The sequence below is a fragment of the Arthrobacter sp. R-11 genome (assembly GCF_049913155.1).
In the GTDB taxonomy this organism is placed as follows: Bacteria; Actinomycetota; Actinomycetes; order Actinomycetales; family Micrococcaceae; genus Arthrobacter.
This window is the reverse complement of sequence record NZ_CP183979.1, coordinates 2,323,213-2,342,285: the sequence shown is the minus strand read 5'-3', so window position 1 is coordinate 2,342,285 and position 19,073 is coordinate 2,323,213. Positions and strand designations below refer to the sequence as shown.

Annotated in this window: 16 protein-coding genes; 8 read left to right on the top strand and 8 right to left on the bottom strand. The window is 66.5% G+C overall.

Translation table 11 applies throughout. From position 1 onward, the window contains the following. Window positions 1–9: 9 nt before the first annotated feature. The gene (locus tag ACN9M4_RS10525; RefSeq protein WP_426297636.1) at window positions 10–2,394 is read right to left on the bottom strand and encodes an ATP-binding cassette domain-containing protein; all 2,385 of its coding nucleotides are present in this window, start codon (window positions 2,392–2,394) and stop codon (window positions 10–12) included. A 192-nt stretch (window positions 2,395–2,586) separates the two neighbouring features. Between ACN9M4_RS10525 and ACN9M4_RS10520 the strand changes: the two genes are divergently transcribed. The 3 genes from ACN9M4_RS10520 to ACN9M4_RS10510 are packed head-to-tail and all read left to right on the top strand — an operon-like array spanning window position 2,587 to window position 5,592. Beyond that, window positions 2,587–3,726 (top strand): type III polyketide synthase, encoded by a 1,140-nt coding sequence (locus ACN9M4_RS10520; protein ID WP_426297634.1) that lies wholly within the window; start codon window positions 2,587–2,589, stop codon window positions 3,724–3,726. Then, window positions 3,723–4,433, top strand: coding sequence for a class I SAM-dependent methyltransferase (locus ACN9M4_RS10515; RefSeq protein WP_426297632.1), 711 nt, complete (start codon window positions 3,723–3,725; stop codon window positions 4,431–4,433). The genes ACN9M4_RS10520 and ACN9M4_RS10515 overlap by 4 nt, the downstream gene beginning before the upstream one ends. Further along, window positions 4,417–5,592, top strand: coding sequence for an FAD-dependent oxidoreductase (locus tag ACN9M4_RS10510; protein ID WP_426297630.1), 1,176 nt, complete (start codon window positions 4,417–4,419; stop codon window positions 5,590–5,592). The genes ACN9M4_RS10515 and ACN9M4_RS10510 overlap by 17 nt, the downstream gene beginning before the upstream one ends. Window positions 5,593–5,625: 33 nt before the next feature. Here the strand turns inward: ACN9M4_RS10510 and ACN9M4_RS10505 are convergent, their stop codons facing one another. Further along, window positions 5,626–6,051 carry a nuclear transport factor 2 family protein gene (locus tag ACN9M4_RS10505; protein ID WP_426297628.1) on the bottom strand — a complete coding sequence of 142 codons (426 nt, stop codon included), beginning with the start codon at window positions 6,049–6,051 and terminating at the stop codon, window positions 5,626–5,628. A 70-nt stretch (window positions 6,052–6,121) separates the two neighbouring features. Here ACN9M4_RS10505 and ACN9M4_RS10500 point away from each other — a divergent pair, with 70 nt between their 5' ends. Continuing rightward, window positions 6,122–6,799 (top strand): peptide deformylase, encoded by a 678-nt coding sequence (locus ACN9M4_RS10500; protein ID WP_426297626.1) that lies wholly within the window; start codon window positions 6,122–6,124, stop codon window positions 6,797–6,799. Here ACN9M4_RS10500 and ACN9M4_RS10495 read toward each other — a convergent pair. Continuing rightward, a complete protein-coding gene (locus ACN9M4_RS10495) occupies window positions 6,796–8,817 on the bottom strand; it encodes a S9 family peptidase (protein WP_426297624.1) in 2,022 nt (673 codons plus the stop codon). The two genes, ACN9M4_RS10500 and ACN9M4_RS10495, sit on opposite strands and share 4 nt — an antisense overlap. 69 nt (window positions 8,818–8,886) lie before the next feature. On the opposite strand from ACN9M4_RS10495, the gene ACN9M4_RS10490 reads away from it, so the two are divergent. The 4 genes from ACN9M4_RS10490 to ACN9M4_RS10475 all read left to right on the top strand — a co-directional run bounded on the left by ACN9M4_RS10490 (window position 8,887) and on the right by ACN9M4_RS10475 (window position 11,979). Further along, window positions 8,887–9,741 carry a putative RNA methyltransferase gene (locus ACN9M4_RS10490; protein WP_426297622.1) on the top strand — a complete coding sequence of 285 codons (855 nt, stop codon included), beginning with the start codon at window positions 8,887–8,889 and terminating at the stop codon, window positions 9,739–9,741. 106 nt (window positions 9,742–9,847) lie between these two features. Continuing rightward, window positions 9,848–10,300: an NfeD family protein gene (locus ACN9M4_RS10485; RefSeq protein ID WP_426297620.1), complete on the top strand. Its 453-nt coding sequence runs from the start codon at window positions 9,848–9,850 to the stop codon at window positions 10,298–10,300. Window positions 10,301–10,375: 75 nt separating this feature from the next. Next, complete coding sequence (locus ACN9M4_RS10480) at window positions 10,376–11,353, top strand: SPFH domain-containing protein (protein WP_426297617.1); 978 nt, start codon at window positions 10,376–10,378, stop codon at window positions 11,351–11,353. 278 nt (window positions 11,354–11,631) lie between these two features. Beyond that, window positions 11,632–11,979 carry an RNA polymerase-binding protein RbpA gene (locus ACN9M4_RS10475; protein ID WP_074590970.1) on the top strand — a complete coding sequence of 116 codons (348 nt, stop codon included), beginning with the start codon at window positions 11,632–11,634 and terminating at the stop codon, window positions 11,977–11,979. Between the two features lie 72 nt (window positions 11,980–12,051). On the opposite strand, the gene ACN9M4_RS10470 is transcribed toward ACN9M4_RS10475, so the two are convergent. The 5 genes from ACN9M4_RS10470 to tatA all read right to left on the bottom strand — a co-directional run bounded on the left by ACN9M4_RS10470 (window position 12,052) and on the right by tatA (window position 19,050). Beyond that, the gene (locus tag ACN9M4_RS10470; RefSeq protein WP_426297614.1) at window positions 12,052–12,801 is read right to left on the bottom strand and encodes a polyprenol monophosphomannose synthase; all 750 of its coding nucleotides are present in this window, start codon (window positions 12,799–12,801) and stop codon (window positions 12,052–12,054) included. Between the two features lie 397 nt (window positions 12,802–13,198). Further along, the gene (locus ACN9M4_RS10465; RefSeq protein ID WP_426297612.1) at window positions 13,199–14,860 is read right to left on the bottom strand and encodes an amidohydrolase; all 1,662 of its coding nucleotides are present in this window, start codon (window positions 14,858–14,860) and stop codon (window positions 13,199–13,201) included. A 31-nt stretch (window positions 14,861–14,891) separates the two neighbouring features. Beyond that, complete coding sequence (locus tag ACN9M4_RS10460) at window positions 14,892–17,813, bottom strand: DEAD/DEAH box helicase (protein ID WP_426297610.1); 2,922 nt, start codon at window positions 17,811–17,813, stop codon at window positions 14,892–14,894. Between the two features lie 136 nt (window positions 17,814–17,949). Next, the gene (tatC, locus tag ACN9M4_RS10455; protein ID WP_426297608.1) at window positions 17,950–18,744 is read right to left on the bottom strand and encodes a twin-arginine translocase subunit TatC; all 795 of its coding nucleotides are present in this window, start codon (window positions 18,742–18,744) and stop codon (window positions 17,950–17,952) included. Between the two features lie 45 nt (window positions 18,745–18,789). Then, window positions 18,790–19,050 carry a Sec-independent protein translocase subunit TatA gene (gene tatA / locus ACN9M4_RS10450; RefSeq protein ID WP_426297606.1) on the bottom strand — a complete coding sequence of 87 codons (261 nt, stop codon included), beginning with the start codon at window positions 19,048–19,050 and terminating at the stop codon, window positions 18,790–18,792. Between the last annotated feature and the right edge of the window lie 23 nt (window positions 19,051–19,073).

The following is a 19,073-nucleotide window of genomic DNA, read 5'->3' as shown; positions in this document are numbered from 1 at the left end:
TGGTTCGCATCAAGCCCCAACGTACTCGGCAAGGTGCTGGCCGGTCAGGCCTACCCGGCCGGCCACCAGCTCCGCAGGGGTTCCCTCGAAAACGATCCTGCCGCCGTCGTGCCCGGCGCCGGGACCGAGGTCGATGATCCAGTCGGCATGCGCCATCACGGCCTGGTGGTGTTCGATGACGATCACCGACTTGCCGGACTCCACCAGCCGGTCCAGCAGGCCGAGGAGCTGTTCGACGTCGGCCAGATGCAGGCCGGAGGTCGGCTCGTCGAGGATGTAGACATTGCCCTTCTCCCCCATCTGCGAAGCGAGCTTAAGCCGCTGGCGCTCACCACCGGAGAGAGTGGTCAGCGGCTGCCCAAGCGCGAGGTAACCGAGCCCGACGTCGGCCAGCCGCCGCAGGATCGCGTGCGCCGCCGGGATCCTGGCTTCCCCGCCGGAGAAGAACTCCTCGGCCGCGCTGACCGACAGGCCGAGCACTTCGCTGATGTTGCGCCCGCCGAGCTTGTACTCAAGGACGGCGGCCTGGAAGCCCTTGCCTTCGCAGTCCTCGCAGGGCGTCGAAACGGTGTCCATGAAGCCGAGTTCCGTATAGATGACCCCGGCGCCCTTGCACTCGGGACAGGCACCCTCGGAGTTGGCGCTGAAGAGCGCCGGCTTCACGCCGTTGGCCTTGGCGAAGGCCTTGCGGATCGGTTCGAGGAGACCGGTGTAGGTGGCCGGATTGCTGCGGCGCGAGCCCTTGATGCCGGACTGGTCGATGGCCACTACGCCCTCGCCGCCGGTAAGCGAGCCGTGGATCAGGGAACTCTTCCCGGAACCAGCCACCCCAGTCACCACCACCAGCGCACCCAGCGGGATGTCGACGTCGACGTCCTTGAGGTTATGCTCCGACGCGCCGCGGATCTCGAGTTTGCCTTTGCCCTTGCGAACCTTTTCCTTCAGCTTCGCGCGGTCGTCGAGGTGCCGGCCCGTCAGAGTGCCGCTCCCCCGCAGTCCCTCGACAGTGCCTTCGTAGCAAACCGACCCGCCGGCGGCTCCGGCGCCCGGGCCGAGGTCGACGACGTGATCGGCGACGGCGATCGCCTCCGGTTTGTGCTCCACGACGAGCACGGTGTTGCCTTTGTCCCGCAGCCGCAGGAGGAGCTTGTTCATGCGCTGGATGTCATGCGGGTGCAGGCCGATGGTCGGCTCGTCGAACACGTAGGTGACGTCGGTCAGCGAGGAGCCCAGGTGGCGGATCATCTTGACGCGCTGTGCCTCGCCGCCGGACAGCGTTCCCGACGGCCGGTCCAGGGACAGGTAGCCCAGGCCGATCTCCACGAAGGAATCGAACAGGTGCAGCAGGTTGGCCTTCAACGGCGCAACGGACGGCGCATCCAGCTCGCGGATCCAGTGCGCGAGATCGGTGATCTGCATGGCGCAGACTTCGGCGATGTTCAGGCTGTTGATCCTCGATGAGCGGGCCGCATCGTTCAGCCGTGTGCCCTCGCAGGCCGGACAAGGGGCGAAGGCGGCCGCGCGTTCGACGAACGCGCGGATGTGTGGCTGCAGCGAATCCGGGTCCTTGCCGAAAATGGACTTGCGTATTTTCGGGATCAGGCCTTCATAGGTGACATTGATGCCCTTGGCCTTGATCTTCACAGGCTCCTTGTAGAGGAGGTCGTCCAGTTCCTGCTTCGTGTAGTCCTTGAGCGGCTTGTTCGGGTCGACGAAACCGGATTCCGTGAAGGTGGCCACCATCCAGCCGTCCGCGGTGTACCCCGGAACGAGGATGGCGCCGTCGAGCAGGGACTTGTCTTCGTCGTAGATCGCGGTGAGGTCCAGGTCGGAGACCGTGCCGCGGCCCTCGCACTCGGCGCACATCCCGCCGTAGTAGATGGCTTCGCGCACGATCGTCTTCTCACCCTTGGCATCGGTCATGATGCCACTGGCCTTGCGGGTGGGGATGTTGAAGGAGAAAGCCACAGCCGGTCCGATGTACGGAGTGCCGAGCCTGCTGAAGAGCACGCGCAGCATGGCGTTCGCGTCGGTGACCGTTCCCACTGTGGAACGGGCGTTGGCGCCCATGCGCTCCTGGTCCACGATGATCGCCGTCGTCAACCCTTCCAGGACATCCACATCCGGGCGGGCGAGCGACTGCATGAAACCTTGGACGAACGTGCTGTAGGTTTCGTTGATCATCCGCTGCGACTCGGCGGCGATGGTGCTGAACACCAGGGAGCTCTTGCCGGAGCCGGAGACACCGGTGAACACCGTCAGGCGGCGTTTCGGGATCTCCAGGCTGATGTCCTTCAGGTTGTTCTCGCGGGCTCCCTGCACCTTGATCAGCTCATGGCTGTCAGCAAGGGGCACCAAGGGAGACTGAGTTTCGGTCCCCGTGTCAGTACTCATCGTCTCTCCGTCCGTGAATCAGCGGGCCCGCGCGCGGTCCGCGTCGTCCTGTGCATCGCTCAGCCCAGCCTACGGTGGCCGGGCGCCAGGCTCCTGTCCACCACACTAGACCCGTGCCGGACCGTGCGGCTTCTCGGATTCTGCTCCGATCCGGCCCATTGTCTTAAGCCGTCCCGGCGCCAACAATGAAGCATGCCGGTCTACGTGAATTCCCTCGAGACAGCCGTACCGCCAACAGTCCTGGTGCAACCCCAGGCACGCGACGTATTCGCCGCCCAGCCCGGCCTTACCCGGCTCGGCTCCCGGCTCGTCAGGACCTGCTTCGACTCGGCAGCCATCGACACCCGGCATACCGCCGTCGCCGAGCTAACCGAGGGCGGAAGCCCGGACCGGCGGGACTTTTACGATCCGGATAGCGGCGAGGTCCTGAGCCCCAGCACGAAAGTACGCAACGACCTGTTCTTCACCGAGGCCACCAAACTCTTCATCGAGGCCGCGAAGGCGGCCGTCGGCCGCTGCCCGGACGTGGAACCCGCAGACATCACCCACGTGATCACGGTGTCCTGTACCGGATTCTTCAACCCCGGGCCCGACTACAAGGTGGTCCGGGCTCTCGGACTGAACCCCGCTGTGCAGCGCTACCACCTCGGGTTCATGGGGTGCTACGCGGCCTTCCCGGCCCTTCGGGCAGCCCGGCAGTTCTGCCTCGCCGATCCCGATGCAGTGGTCCTTGTCATCTGCGTTGAACTGTGTTCCCTGCACGTCAGGACGTCCAATGACCCGGACACCATCATGGGCTCGGCGATCTTCGGCGACGGCGCTGCCGCCGCCGTCGTCAGTTCACGCACCCCGGCGGGACCGGACGCCGTCCTCCGCCTGGACCATTTCGAAACAGTCCTCACACCGGTGGGCGAAGAGGCGATGGCTTGGAACATCGGCGACCAAGGTTTCGAGATGGTCCTGGGCAGCTACGTTCCGCACATCATCGAAGAGCACATCACGGGGGCCCTCGAACCCCTCCTTGCCCGCGAAGACGGGCTGGCAGGGCGGCCCTACCGGGAGATACCGCACTGGGCCATCCACCCGGGCGGCCGGAGCATCCTGGACAAAGTCGAGTCAAAGCTCGAACTGCTGGAAGAGCAGTTGCGGCCGGCGCGCGACATCCTGCGCGACTTCGGGAACATGAGCAGCGCCACCGTGCTCTTCGTGCTCAAGCACATCCTCAGCCAGCCGCCCCGTCAGGACGAGGAGCGGATCTGTTCCATGGCCTTCGGCCCCGGCCTCACAGTGGAAACCGGCTTGTTCACCAAGGTCGCTCCCCTGCGATCATGACGTTCTTCCTGCGGGAACGGGAGGGCAGCCTGATCGAGCAGATGGACCGCCCGGACTGCGAGCTGCGCCGGCTGCGCAGAAGCTACGCGAGGTTCCCTGTCATCAACTTCCTGCTGGCGCGCTGGGGCCGGAACTATGAACAACGGATCAGGCCCCTGTTGGCCGGCTCCACTGCGACGACATTGCTGGACATCGGATGCGGCGGAGGCGATGTCGTGCGCCGCCTCGCCAGGCGCGCTGCCCGGGACGGGTTCCGCCTGGCGGCGACCGGCGCCGATCCAGACCCTCGGGCACATGACTTCGCCACCTCCCGAAAAGCCTCTGACGGCGTCCGGTATCGCAGGGCGCTCAGCTCCGAGCTGGTGGCGGAAGGCGGTCGGTACGACGTCGTGATCTCCAACCACGTCCTGCACCACCTCAGCCCCGCCGAACTGGCCGCCGTCCTGTCCGATTCCGAACGCCTCGCCCGGCACCTCGTGCTGCACAACGACCTGCGGCGCAGCCGGATCGCTTTCCTGCTTTTCATGGTGGCGTTCTGGCCGCTAGGCCCTGGCTCGTACATCCACACCGACGGGCTGGCATCCATCAGGCGCAGCTACACTCCGGCAGAACTCCGGGACATCGTTCCGCCCGGCTGGCAGGTGGAACGCAACGGGCCATGGCACATCCTGCTCGTATACCGCCCGCCGGGTGCCGGCAGTGCTTGACGTCGGCATCGTCGGCGCCGGTCCGGTCGGCCTCTGCATGGCGGCACTCCTGCTCCGCCGCGGGCTCGACGTCGCCGTATTCGAAAAACGCGCAGGGCCGGGAACCCAGACCCGCGCCATCGGCATCCACCCGCCCGCGCTGGCGGTGCTCGAAAGCATCGGCGCGGCCGCGCCCTTGATCGGGAGCGGGGTGCGGATCACGAGCGGCACGGCATACAGTGCCGGGCGCAAGGTGGGTTCCTTGGATTTCGGGCTCCCGGGAGCGGCGTACCCGTTCATTCTCTCGGTGCCCCAAACCAGGACCCTGGAAGTCCTGGAGGAATGCGTTGCGGCGTCAGGTTCCGGGGCACTGCACCGCGGCGTCGAGGTGCTGGATGCCGTGCCCGACAACGGCGGCCTCCTCCTGCGGGGCAGGCGCGCCGACGGTGCCGGGCCAGCGGAACCGTTTGAAGCGCGGTGCCGCTTCCTCATCGCCGCGGACGGCGCGCACTCGGGGCTCAGGGCGGCACTCGGAATCACGCCGACGGTGCGCAGCTACCCGGACCACTACCTCATGGGCGACTTCCACGACGGCACCCCCTACGGATCCGAAGCCGTGCTCTTCCTCGAACCGCCGGGAATCGTGGAGTGCTTCCCGCTACCGGGAGGCATCCGCCGCTGGGTGGTGCGGACCGGGCCACCCGGAGGCGAACCGTCCGCGCCCCTGCTGGCGGCCCTCATCCGGGAACGCACGGCGGCCGTAGTGGAGCCGTCCAGCAATTCGATGCTCAGTGCCTTCGGCGTCCGTTCCAGGCTGGTTACCGAAATGGTCCACGGGCGCACCGTCCTGCTCGGGGACGCCGCCCATGAACTCAGCCCGATCGGCGGACAGGGAATGAACCTCGGCTGGCTGGATGCCTCGGCCCTCGCCCCGTTGCTGGAACGGATGGTCCGCGCTGACCGGGGCCGCCCGGATCCTGCTTTGGGTGGAGAACTCGCGGACCTGGAGCGTTCACGCCTGCGCGCGGCCCGGAAAGCCAGCCGCCAGGCGGGCATCAACATGGCACTTGGCCGACCCTTGCCTCCAACCGCCCTGGCGCTCCGCAATGCCGTCGTCGGCCGGGCAGTCAGGTGGCCGGCCGTTGCCGGATTCGTGGCTCGGCGTTTCACCATGCACTAGGCGAACCACCGTGCCCGGGCCGGTGCGGGAACGTCAGGCCGTGACCGTCACCTGCGCAGGGTCGGTGAAGTAGCAGTCGTAGCTGTCCTGGCTGCGGATCCGGCCGTCCTCCACCTCGAATACTGCCGTTGTGCGGGCGCGGATGGTTTCCCCGGCGTCCCAGTGCGGCAGGTCCAGCAGCAGGATGGCGGACCAGTTGATTTCCAGGACCACGCGGTTCCCCTCGCAGGTGGTGCGCACAATCTCGAAATGCTGGTTCTTGACCACGTCCTTGCTCTGGTCTGCCCCGGAAAGCGTGGCCTGCAAGTCCCGGATGGCACCCCGCGCCGACAGCACATGGGGCCATTCCGTGAGCTTGAAATCGTCGGCAAGGAAGGGCCGCACATCCGCCGCTCCTCCTCCGCCTTCAACGGCACGGATGAAGCCCAACACACAGTCCAAGGGGGTCAGCTCACTCATTTTTCGAGCCTAGTGCATGCCTCGCCAATGCCTTGGCGGAAGCCCCGGCCCCGCAAGTTAGGCTCGGTCCATGGACTTCCGTCTTCATTCACTCACAGCTGCCCCTCCGACTCCCCTGGGCGTGTCGGAAATCCGGGACCTCGTCGAGGGCATACTGGCGGAGGACGCCCTGCCGCCCATCGTCCAGGCCGGCCACCCCGTGCTCCGCCAGCACGCCGCCGCCTACGAAGGGCAGTTGGACGATTCCACCCTTTATCAATTGATCGATGTGATGCGCCGGACCATGCATGACGCGCCGGGAGTCGGGCTCGCGGCGCCCCAGATTGGCGTTCCCCTGCAACTGGCGGTCCTTGAGGACCAGTTCGACGTCGATCCGGCGGCCGCCACTATCCGGGAACGGCGTCCGCTGGACTTCTTCGCCATGCTTAACCCGGTGTATTCGTCCATCGGTGCTGACACGGCGTCGTTCTACGAAGGCTGCCTCTCGGTCCGGGGCTATCAGGCAGTGGTGACCCGGCACCGCCAGGTTGCCCTGGATTACGTGCGCCCGGACGGAAGCTCCGTGCACGCCGAATTCAGCGGCTGGCAGGCCCGGATCGTCCAGCATGAAACGGACCATCTGCACGGAGCCCTCTATCTGGACCGTGCGGAAACCCGCTCGCTGGCAAGCAACGAGGAGTATTCCGCCCGCTGGGCCCAGCCGGGGGTCAGCCAGGCAGGCGCGGAGCTGGGCTTCCCACCCGGCTAAGAGGCCGCCGTCGGCAGCTTTTCCGCCCACCAGGCCAGGATCTGCTCGAAACGCTGCTTCCTGTGGTGCGGGGTGCCGGAGCGCGAGAGCTCATGGTCCTCGCCGGGAAAGAGCAGGAGCGCGGACTCCACGCCCTGGGCCTTGAGCGCGGCGAAATACCGCTGGCCCTGCTCAACCGGGCAGCGGAGGTCGTTTTCGCTGTGGATCACCAGGGTGGGTGTGCGGACCTGCGACACCACGGCCATCGGGCTCTGGGCCAGCATCTGTTCCAAGGTCCCGCCGGTGTATTCACCCCCGAAGAACCAGCCGATGTCGGAGGAGCCGGTAAAGCTGACCGGATCGAGGAACCCCCGTTCCACGATCGCGGCCTTGAAGCGGTGATCGTGCGCGATGGTCCACGCGGTCAGGTAGCCGCCGTAGGACCCGCCCATTATGCCGACCGCTGTGGAATCCAGGCCCGGGAACGCGGCCAGGGCACCGTCGAGGAAGGCCAGGACGTCCGCCATGTCCACGGTCCCCATCGCTTCCTTGATGGACGAGCCGTGCGCCTGGCCGTAGCCTGCCGAGCCTCGCGGGTTGCACATCAGCACGGCATAACCTGCCTCCGCATACACTTGCGCTTCGTCGAAGAACGCGCAGCTGTACTGGGCGAACGGGCCGCCATGGATGTTCAACAGGACTGGGTGCGGTCCGGGACCGTCCGGCAGGACCAGCCATCCGTGCACGGGGTAGCCGTCCGCTCCGTCGGCAATAAATTCACGGGGTTCACGCACTGTGCTTTCGTTCCGGAGCGCTGCGGAGAAATCGCTGAGCAGGCGAAGTTCGCCTCGCTCCAGCACGCCCAGGTCGCCGTGGCTTGCGGCGTCGGCGAAGGCAACGGCCACCACATCCCCGGCCGCGGCGGCGCCGAGCACCTCCCGCTCGCCGTGCAGCAGCACCTCGCTGCCGCCGTCGGCCGTCCATTTCAACAGCTCAACGCTGCCGCGGTGCGAGTTCAGGACCAGCACCCCGTCGGGGCCGGCAGGCTCCAAGGGGCCGGACAGGTCCTGCTGTTCGACGTCGCTCAGCACCCGGGCCTCGCCGCCTTCGGCGGGCATCACCCACAGGGCGGTGTTCCGGGCGACGAAGTCCAAGCCGCTCGCTCCGAGTTCCTGGCCCGTGAAGAACAGCTGCCGGCCGTTGCGGGATTCCCGGACCGCATTGATGGCCTGCGGCTCCGCGCCGGTTGGCACCAGTACGGCGTCCCCGCCCACCGCCGGCACCTTGTAGATGCCCGAGGCGATGTCCGCGTCATGCCCTTCATGGCCGGCGGCCACGAAGTACACGCTGCGCCCGTCGCTGCTGAAAACGGGAGCGGTGTGGTCGACGTCGCCGGAGGTGAGCTGCACGACGGCGGGAATGCCCTTTGACGCCGCCCCCTCCTTGTCCTTCTGGTCTTTGTCGTTCTGCTCCTTGGCTGCCCGCCCGGCGGGCGGGACGGCGGGCTCCCCGCCCAGCTCCGGAACCTCCAGGACGAACAGCTGGGCGGCCTTGTCCTGCGTGTACCCGACGCCGTTCATCCGGTACTGGTTGCTGCTGACCAGGCGGGCGTCTTCACTTCCGGGCCCGACGCCGTCCACGGTGCCGTAACGGCCCTCTTCCGGGACGCGGGATGCGAAGACGATCCTTGCCGAGTCCGGCGCCCAGGAGAATTCCGTGACACCAAGCTTCTGCTCGGTGAGGGCCTGCGGCTCTCCGCCGGCCGCCTCCACAATGTGCAGCTGCGGTTTGCCGTCGGATGTCGCCCGGAGGAACGCAAGCACCCGGCCGTCCGGCGAAAAAGCCGGGGCGGTGTCGCGGAAGCCCCGAGTGATCCGCCGGGGACGCTGGGAAGCATCGAACGGGACGCTCCACAACTGGCCCACGTAGGCGTCGGCGTCGAAATCGGGACGCGTGACCGAGATGACGGCACGGCTCGCGTCGGGATGCACCGTGGGGGCGGAGACGGAATTCAGCAGCGGCAACTGTTCGGGTTTCACGCTGGTGAGCCTAACGCCTCCCTACGCTGACGCCGGGCCTGCCACTCCGTCCGCCGTAGGATTGTCCCTATGCTTTCCGACGCCGTGTCCGCCCTGCGCTGCCCGATCTGCCAGGACGGACTGGCCCTGGAAAACGGTCCGCGCCGTGCCCTGCGGTGCCCGGCCGGCCACAGCTTCGACGCCGCCAAGCAGGGTTACTTCAATCTGCTCACCGGAAAGGGCACAGCCTTCGAGGCCGACTCCGCGGCCATGGCCGCGGCCCGCCATGACTTCCTGTCCGCCGGGCACTACGCTGCCCTCGCCAGGGCCGTTGGGGACCTGGCGGTTCCGGGGATGCTCCGCAGTGATGCAGTCCTGCTGGATTCCGGGACCGGCACGGGAAACTACCTGCGGGCAATCCTTGACCGCTCCCCTGCCGCCTCCATCGGCCTCGACATCTCCAAATTCGCGCTCCGGCGCGCCGCCCGCCTGAACCCGGACACCCTCAATCTCGTGTGGGACGTCTGGCGGCCCCTGCCGCTGGGGACCGGCCGCATCGACGTCGTTACCGTCGTTTTCGCGCCGCGGAACCCAGGCGAGTTCGCCAGGGTGCTCCGGCCGGGCGGCCGCGCCATCGTCGTCACTCCCCGCCCGGGGCATCTCGCGGAAATCGCCGGCCTTGCGGGGATGCTCCGCATCGAGGAAGGAAAGGATGAACGCCTTGCCGAATCGATGGGCAGCCATTTCACCCTGTCCGGGCAGGAATCACTGGACATCCCCCTGCGGCTGGACGAGGCCGAGACCGCCGATCTTGCCTTCATGGGGCCGGCCGGGCATCACCTTGACCGGCAGGAACTCCTTGCCTCGCTCGCGGGCAGGGGGCCGGTGGAGACCACCGCGAGGTTCTCCCTGTCGGTATTCACCACGCCTCCGGCCGCTTCCTGACGCCGGGCCGCACAGCGGGCTAGGATGGAAAAACAGCGGGCGACACGCCGGTGCACCATCCGTTCCCACGGCTGCGGCGCACGGCGGATCCGGAACAGGGGGAACGATGTTTGAATGGCTCGGCGAGAACTGGTGGGCGCTCTGGCTCACGGTCTTCCTCGCCTTCGCGGTGATCGAGATGCTCACCCTCGATCTCTTCTTCATCATGCTTGGCGGCGGAGCCTTGGCCGCCCTCATTGCTCATTTCGTGGGTGCCGAGCTCTGGCTCCAGATCGTCGTCTTCTGCATCGTGTCGCTGCTGATGATCGTCTTCGTCCGCCCGGTGGCCATGAAGCACCTGCGCAAAGGCCCCGCGGACCAACTGAGCAACATTGACCGCCTGATCGGGCAATCCGCCGTGGTCATGGAATCGGTCAGCGCTGCCGGCGGCCTGGTGAAGATCGGCGGCGACGTGTGGAGCGCCCGCAGCACGGGCGGCACCATTGCCGCCGGAGAGAGCGTCCGGGTCACCCGGATCGACGGCGCGACGGCGGTTGTCTCGCCCGGCTCCCAGCAATGACAGCCGGCACCTGGCCGAAGAACCGCATCACAACCTAGCTGCATCAGAACGAATTTTGGGGAATGAAGGAGATGTATGGATAGCCTGGGAGGGACTGCAGCCGCGATCGTGCTGATAGTCCTCATAGTATTTGTGATCATTGTGCTGGTCCGCTCGATCAGGATCATCCCGCAGGCACGTGCCGGCGTCGTCGAGCGGTTGGGCAAGTACCAGCGCACCCTCAACCCGGGCCTGACGATCCTGATCCCCTTCGTGGACCGGCTGCTTCCGCTGCTGGACCTGCGCGAGCAGGTGGTCTCGTTCCCGCCCCAACCGGTCATCACCGAGGACAACCTGGTGGTCTCCATCGACACCGTGGTCTACTTCCAGGTCACCGACCCGCGTGCGGCAACCTACGAGATCGCCAACTACATCCAGGCAGTGGAACAGCTGACCACCACCACGCTGCGCAACGTCGTCGGTGGCCTGAACCTGGAAGAAGCGCTCACCTCGCGCGACCAGATCAACGGCCAGCTCCGCGGTGTATTGGACGAGGCCACCGGACGCTGGGGCATCCGTGTTTCGCGCGTGGAGCTGAAGGCGATCGATCCGCCGCACAGCATCCAGGACTCGATGGAAAAGCAGATGCGCGCCGAGCGTGACCGCCGTGCCGCGATCCTCACGGCCGAGGGCACCAAGCAGTCGCAGATCCTCACTGCCGAAGGGCAGCGCCAGTCCGCCATCCTGAAGGCCGAGGGTGACGCGAAGGCCGCGATCCTCCGGGCAGACGGTGAGGCCCAGGCCATCCAGAAGGTCTTCGACGCGATCCACAAGGGCAACCCGGACCAGAAGCTGCTGGCGTATCAGTACCTGCAGACCCTTCCGAAGCTTGCCGAGGGCACATCCAACAAGCTCTGGATCATCCCGAGCGAGGTTGGCGAGGCGCTCAAGGGCATCGGCGGGGCGCTGGGCGGCGCCGACACCAACGGCGTCGCGGGCCTCTTTGGGAACAAGGCAGCCGCAGGGGCTGCCGCTCCCGACGCGGCGCCGCGGCCACCGGAACCGACGCCGTAAGGGAGACGTTCCGGAGAGGGGCCGGTCACCGATGTGACCGGCCCCTCTCGCTGCGTAGACCCGGCCGGCCGCCGCGCGAAGCCGCGGCAACGCCCGGGAGTCCGGCGTTCTGCGTATAATGGTGTATTTGTCCGAGCGGTTCAATCCGCACGGAACATTTGAGCTTGGTCAAGCGTTGCATTTAGTGGTGCACGGTGTGCAGACAGTAGTCCGGACGGCGTCGCAAAGCCGGCCGACTAGCGCGGATGCAGTTCCGCGAACAGATAGAGGGAGTAAACATGAGCGATCGCAGCCTCCGCGGCATGCGCCTTGGGGCGCAGAGCATGGAAACCGAATCCGGTGTGGAGCCGGCTCCGCGCCAGCGGGTTGAATACCGCTGCGCAGATGGCGAGCAGGTCTTCGTGACGTTCTCGTCCGAGGCCGAAATCCCTCCCGTCTGGGTCTCCAAGACCGGCAAGGAAGCCCTCCTGGTGGATGGCGAACGTCCCGTGGACAGCAACGAAAAGGCGGTCCGCACGCACTGGGACATGTTGCTGGAACGGCGCAGCATCCCTGAACTGGAGCAGATCCTCGAGGATCGCCTGAACATCCTGCGCGAACGCCGCGGAGAGCGTCGCTCCGCGTAACGCGAAGGCAAAAAGCAGAAGGCAGGGCCGGCACCGTGTGGTGCCGGCCCTGCCTTTGTGCTGAGTGGAATGCTAGGCGCGTTCGGCCGTGGCGTCCTTCTTGCCGGTGAGCTTTGCCCAGCGGGCGGAAAGGCCCCATTTGGTGACGTTGATCATGGCCTCGACCACGATGTTGCCGCTCATCTTGGAGGCACCGAGTTCGCGTTCCACGAAGGTGATGGGGCATTCGACAATCTTCAGGCCGAGCCTCGCCACGCGCCAGGCCAGGTCCACCTGGAATCCGTAGCCGACTGATTCGACCTCGTCCAGCTTGAGTGCTTCGAGCGTGCTGCGCCGGAATGCCCTGTAGCCGCCGGTGACGTCCTTGATCTTCACGCCGAGCATGATGCGGGCGTAGGTGCTCCCCACCCGGGAAATGGCCTGGCGGTAGAGCGGCCAGTTGACGACGCTGCCACCCGGTACCCAGCGCGAGCCCATGGCCAGGTCAGCGCCTTCCTTGACCGCCGTCAGCAGCAGGGGAAGCTGTTCGGGCTTGTGCGAGCCGTCTGCATCCATTTCGACCAGGACGTCGTAGCCTGCGGCCATGCCCCATTTGAAGCCCGCAATGTAGGCGGCGCCCAAGCCTTCCTTGCCCTTGCGGTGCAGGACGTGGACCTGCCTGTCTTCGGCTGCGATGCTGTCGGCGAGCTGTCCTGTGCCGTCCGGGCTGTTGTCGTCGACGACGAGGACGTCGGACTCGGGGACGGCTGCGCGGAGCCTGCCGAGAGTCTTGGGAAGCGATTCCAGCTCGTTGTACGTAGGGATGATCGTCAGGACACGCAAGAAGAGGCCTTTCCTTGATGGAGCGGTCGATGTGCCGGAGCAGCCGCATGGCTGGGATTCTGGCGCAACTCTCCATTATAGGACCGGCACCGGGTGGGAATGACCGCGGGCAGGTCCACACACGCAGGGCCAGTGCCGTCCGGGCCGATAGAGCGCCGGTTGGACTGTTTTCTGCGTCGGTGGACCTGCCCGTTGATGAGTTCTGCAGCCCCGGCCTTGCCCGCCGGGGCGGCCACGGGATCGGAGTGCAGCCAAGGAGCCCGCACCGTCACCGTGACCCCCTGTTGACGATAAATGCTACGGACTACACAGATTCTGTCAAGCACTACCTGAACTGGGGATCCTTACGTTTTCCCAGTTCAGATGGCGTTCGGCCGGCAGAAATATCCAGAAAGGTTCAGGCGCGCAGAGACTCGGCCGCGAAGAGTTCGCGGCCTTCCCGTACGGTCTGCAGGCAGACCGGGTCGCTGCCGGTGTCCAGTGCCGGCAAAAGAGGCGTGCGCGCCCGGGGGTCCGTGCTCCACGACTGGACCCTGCTGTCTGCCACCTGCACCATGAGCTCCTCGACCCCCCAGACGGCGAAGCTGGCAGGGGCGCCCGGAACCAGCTGCCCCAGCAAGGGGTTGCGCTGCTTGCTGGCGCGCCAGCCTGCGCGGGTGTGCCCGAGGAATGCTGCCCGGGCCGAGATCCGCTCGGCGGGGTTGCTGTGTTCCAGGCATGCCCTCACGCTCGACCACGGCCGCAAAGGCGTCACCGGGCTGTCGCTGCCGAATGCCAGGGGAACCCCGGCCGAATAGAAGGAGGCGAAGGGGTTCATGGTCTTGCTGCGGCTGCCGAGACGCTGTTCGTACATACCGCCGGGCGCTCCCCATTCGGCGTCGAAGGCCGGTTGTGCGCTGACGGTGACGGAGTGCTTGGCGAGCCGGGCAATGGCGCCTGCGTCTGCCATTTCCACGTGCTCGAAGCGGTGCCCGGCCGCCCGGATGCGCTGCTCCCCCACCTCGGCCGCAGCAATGTCGAGGGCTTCGAGCGCGCCCGCCAGGCCGGCGTCGCCGATTACATGGAAGCCGGCCTGCAGTCCCAGCAGGGAGCAGGCGGCAAGGTGCCGCGCGGCCTCGTCAACGGAAAGATAGAGGGTTCCGCGGTGGACCGGAGAATCTGCGTAGGGTTCCGTGAGGGCGGCGGTCCTGGAGCCGATGGAGCCGTCGATGTTCAGGTCCCCGGCAAGCCCCAGCGCCGGAACGCCGAGTTCCTCCAGGATCGTGCGGGCCTCGTCCTCGGACCCTGCCAGCTGGCCCCAGTAGGGAAGGACTTCGGGCAGGGCCGATCCTGAGGAGTTCCAGGAGAACGCGCTGCGCAGGTCCTCCATGCCGCAGATGTGGGGCGCGGCCATTTCTGCCAGTGCAACGTAGCCGTTGGCCGCGGCCTCCCTGAGGGCCGTCTCCTGGTACCCCAGGCGGGCGGATTCCGGGAGCTGCCGTGCCGACAGCCGCGCGGCGGTGTGTGCGTCCCGCAGCACATGGGCCGTGCCGTTCCAGCCGTCCATGCCGGCAAGGCCTGCTGCGGCGGCCAGTCCGTCCGACACGAGCGCCGAGTGCACATCGACGCGGGAGAGATAGACGCTACGTCCGCCGGCGGCCCGTCCGAGCTCTTCCGCCCTGGGCAGGTCCTTCACGTCCCAGGCTGACTCATCCCAGCCGTGTCCCAACAGCGGAGCAGTGGCGTCCAGGCCGGCTGCCGCCACTGCAACCGCGTCGAGGAGCCCGGCCGCGGAACGGACGCCGTCGAGCCGCAAGCCAGCAGCTGCGATCCCGGTTTCGGTGAGGTGGACGTGCGAGTCGACGAAGCCCGGGGCCAGCAAGGCGCCGTGGAGGTCGATGATTTCCATCGAGGAGTCCGCGATGGAAGACGCCGCCTGTTCGGAACCGATCCACGCGACTGTGCCGCCGTCCACCACCATGGCGGTCGCAAAAGGATCGGCCGCCGAGTAGACCGAGCCGTTGCGGTACATGGTCACTTTGCGGTCCGGCTGGCCGCCGGACATGACGGAATTGCTCATCGGTGTCTCCTAGCTGAAGCGGATGCTGCGCTCACGCGACGTTCGAGTACGCCACGACGCCGCGGCGGACAAGGTCTATGGCTTCCCGGCAGATCCGGGCGAGCCGGGGTTCCAGGCCAGGGATTTTGGCCAGCTGGTCCAGCAAATCCACCACCTGCTTCGCCCAACGGACAAAGTCACCGGCTGCCAGATCCGTGCCGTTCAGCACTTCCTGCAGGTGGCGGCCCTTGGCCCATTTGAACATCGGCCAGACCAGGCCAAGCTCCGGTTCTGCGGTGAGCGGGAGCTTGTTCTGCTCCTCGAGGTCTTCCAGGCGGGACCACTCCCGGACCACGATATCCACGGATTCCTCCAGCGAAACGGACGGCATCCTGGGCCTCAGGCCGCGGTCCTCGCGCTTGGCCTGGTACACCAGGGCGCTGGCGAACGCGGCCAGTTCCGCCGCATCGAGATCGGAAATCGCGCCCTGGCGGATGGCCTGCGAGATGAGCAGGTCCTTTTCACCATAGATCCGGCGCAGGCGCTGCCCGTCGCTGCTGATGGCCAGATGTCCGCCGCCCTGGGCTTCGAGGTAGCCGTAGGCAGACAGGACATCGCAGACCCGGTCGAAGGTCTTGGCGATCGTGTTGGTCCTCCCCTGGATCTGCCGCGCCAGGCCGTCCGTTTCCTGGCGGAGCTTCCACCAACGTTCGGACCAGCGCGCGTGGTCTTCGCGTTCGCTGCAGCCGTGACAGGGATGTGCGCGCAGGGCTTTGCGCAGGCCCGCGATCTTGCGCTCCTGCTCGGCAACATTGTGGCTCCCGCCGAAGTCCTCGTTCCGCGCCGTGCGCGCCGGCGGCCTGCCCTCCCGGACAGCGTCCCGAAGCGCTGATGCGAGGTCCCGCCGGGATTTGGGAACCTTGGCGTTGAAGGACTTGGGAATCCGGATCCAGGATTCGGCGCTGACCGGCCCGTCGACGTCGTAACTGCTGATCCGGCGGAGCTGGCCGTCCTCGGTCAGGATGGCAGGCCGCGGCTCACGTGCCTGGCTGTCTGCACTGAGGACGACGGCGTAGCCCGGGATCCGGCCGCCGCTCACCTTCAGCACGTCGCCCGGCATGAGCCTGGTGAGCGAGTCCTGGGTCAGCGACTTACGTGCCCGGGCGTTGCTGCGGGAGGCCGCCTTTTCGGCGTCGCTGAGTTCCCGTCGAAGGGTGGCGTACTCCGTGAAATCGCCAAGGTGGCAGGTCATGGCCTTGGCGTAACCGGCAAGGGATTCCTCCCGCGCCCGGACTTGCCGGGCAAGCCCCACCACCGAGCGGTCCGCTTGGAACTGCGCGAAGGAAGACTCGAGGATTTCCCTTGCCCGGGCACGGCCGAATTGGGCGATGAGGTTGATGCTCATGTTGTAGGTCGGCCGGAAGCTTGAGTTCAGCGGATACGTCCGGCGGGAGGCGAGGCCGGCGACGGCGGCGGGATCCGTTCCCGGCTGCCAGAGCACCACCGCATGGCCCTCGACGTCGATCCCCCGCCGTCCGGCGCGGCCGGTCAGCTGGGTGTACTCCCCCGCCGTGATGTTGACGTGGGCTTCTCCGTTGAACTTGTCGAGTTTCTCCAGGACCACGCAGCGCGCGGGCATGTTGACGCCCAAAGCCAGGGTTTCCGTGGCGAACACGGCTTTGATGAGACCCTCGGCGAAGAGCGTCTCCACGACTTCCTTGAAGGTGGGGAGCAGCCCGGCATGGTGGGCGGCGAGGCCGCGGAGCAGGCCGTCGCGCCAGCCCCAGAAGCCGAGAACATCGAGGTCTTCGGCGGGGATGTCCCGGCTGGCCTCGTCCACGCGGGACGCGATGATCTGCTGTTCGCGCTCAGTGGTGAGCCACAGCCCGGCTGCTGCGCACTGGGCCACCGCGGCGTCGCAGCCGGCACGCGAGAAGATGAAGGTGATCGCGGGCAGCAGGTCCTGCCGGTCGAGGCTTGCGATCACCTGGGGACGGCTGGCCTTGCGTACCGGGCTGCGCTGCGCATCGCCGCCGCGTTCCTCGCGTTGCCGGTCCTGGCGGCGCCTGCTGCGCCCGCCGTGCCCGAAGCGGCCGCGGAAGTTCATCTGGCTTTCGGCGCGGGCCATGGAGAGGAGCTCGGGGTTCACTTCGAAGCCGGCCCTGGGTTCGCCGTCCGGCCCATTGCTCCGCCGTTTGTCCGGATCTTCCGCGGGCCCGCTATCCCCACCGCGTCCATTGCCGCCCGGAGCGGATGCGATTTCGTCGAAGGTAGTATCGCCGGCGAAGAGGTCCACGATCTCCCGGCCCACCATGACGTGCTGCCACAAGGGCACCGGCCGGTGTTCGGAGACGATCACGTCGGTGTCGCCGCGGACGGTGTCCAGCCAGGCACCGAATTCCTCGGCGTTGGAGACGGTGGCGCTCAGGGACGCCAACTGGACCTCGCTGGGCAGGTGGATGATGACTTCTTCCCAGACGGCGCCGCGGAAGCGGTCCGCCAGGTAATGCACCTCGTCCATGACCACGTAGCCGAGGTTGCCCAGGGTATCCGAGTCGGCATAGAGCATGTTCCGGAGCACCTCGGTGGTCATCACGACCACCGGTGCTTCGCCGTTGATGGTCGTGTCCCCCGTCAGCAGGCCGACGTTGGCCGCCCCGTACTTGGCTGCAAGTTCCGAGAATTTCTGGTTGCTGAGGGCTTTGATCGGGGTGGTGTAAAAAGCCTTCAGCCCACGTTCCAAGGCCAGGTAGATGGCGAATTCGCCGACGATGGTCTTGCCGGCGCCGGTGGGCGCTGCCACCAGCACCCCCCTGCCTTCCTGGAGGGAACGGCAGGCCTCGCGCTGGAAATCGTCGAGTTCGAAGTCCAGAGTGCGGCTGAATGCACCCAGGTAGCTCTTCGTATCTGACGACCGCTGCGCAGCCGCCCTGTATCGCTCTGAGGGCGACGCGGCCTCAGGGTGGTTGAACATGATTCAAGCCTAACTTGCGAGGGGACCCGGCCGAGGGCCCAAGCCGGTGAGGGCCCCGAACTGAGCGAAGCGAAGTTTGGGAGCCGATGGGGACTTGCGAGGTTTGGGAGCAAGTTAGGCGCTAGTGGCTTGGAGGCTACAGCTTGTCCAGATCGGAGGCTGACGTTCCGATGTCCGCCGTGGCCTCGGTCTCCTCGGCAAGTTTCACCTGCCGGCGGGCACGCCGTTTGTCGTTCAGCAGGCAGAGGCCGATGGCGGCGAAGAAAAGCAGGAGCATGGGCACAGCCAGGTAGAACATGCTCATGGCGTCGGCGCCGGGGGCAGCCATGGCCGCGAACAGGCACACAAGGAAGATCGTGATCCGCCAGCTCTTGATGAGCTGCTCCCCCTTGATGATGCCGGCGAGATTCAAGCCCACCAGGACCACCGGGATCAGGAACGCGATGCCGAAAGCCAGCAAGAGCCTGATCACGAAGGCCAGGTAGATGTCCGCACTGATGAAGTTGGACCCGCCCTCGGGCGTGAACTCCGTCAGCACGCGCACGGCGTTGGGAAGCACGAACCAGGCCAGCAGCACACCCGCGACAAACAAAGGAACCGCGGCGGCCACGAAGGACAACGCCAACCGGCGTTCCTTCTTATGTAGCCCCGGAACGATGAACGCCCAGAGCTGGTAGATCCAGACGGGGCTGGCGATGATGACGCCCAGGAAGATCGAGACCTGGATCATCAGGTCAAAGGAGCTCGCGACGCCATCAAAATTCAGCGCCGCGAGCCGGCCTCCGGTGTTGTTGAGGTCCTTGATCGGCTTGATGAGCGCAGCCAACAGGGGCTGATACACGATGAAGCCCACCACGGTTCCGGCGATCACCGCAAGGGCGGACTTGAAAAGCCGGTTCTTCAGTTCCTTGAGGTGATCGAGCAGGGCCATGCGCCCTTCAGGATTGGCCTTCCGACCTTTCACTTGCACCACTCGTCAAACGCGGTTGTTCGGCGGGAGGTCGGTGTCCCCGCCGTTCTTGCCGTTCTGCTCCGGGTGGCCGACCACTTTGCCTTCCACCGGGGGTTCTCCGCTGGCCGCTTCGGACGAACCGTCCTTCTTCATTTCGCGGACCTCGGATTTGAAAATACGCATCGACTGGCCGATGCTGCGCGCCATGGACGGCAGCTTGGGCGCTGCGAAGAGCACCAGGGCCAGGACGACGATGATGACAATATGCCAGCCTTCAAGCCTCATGTGGGGAAGTCCTTTCGTTGGAA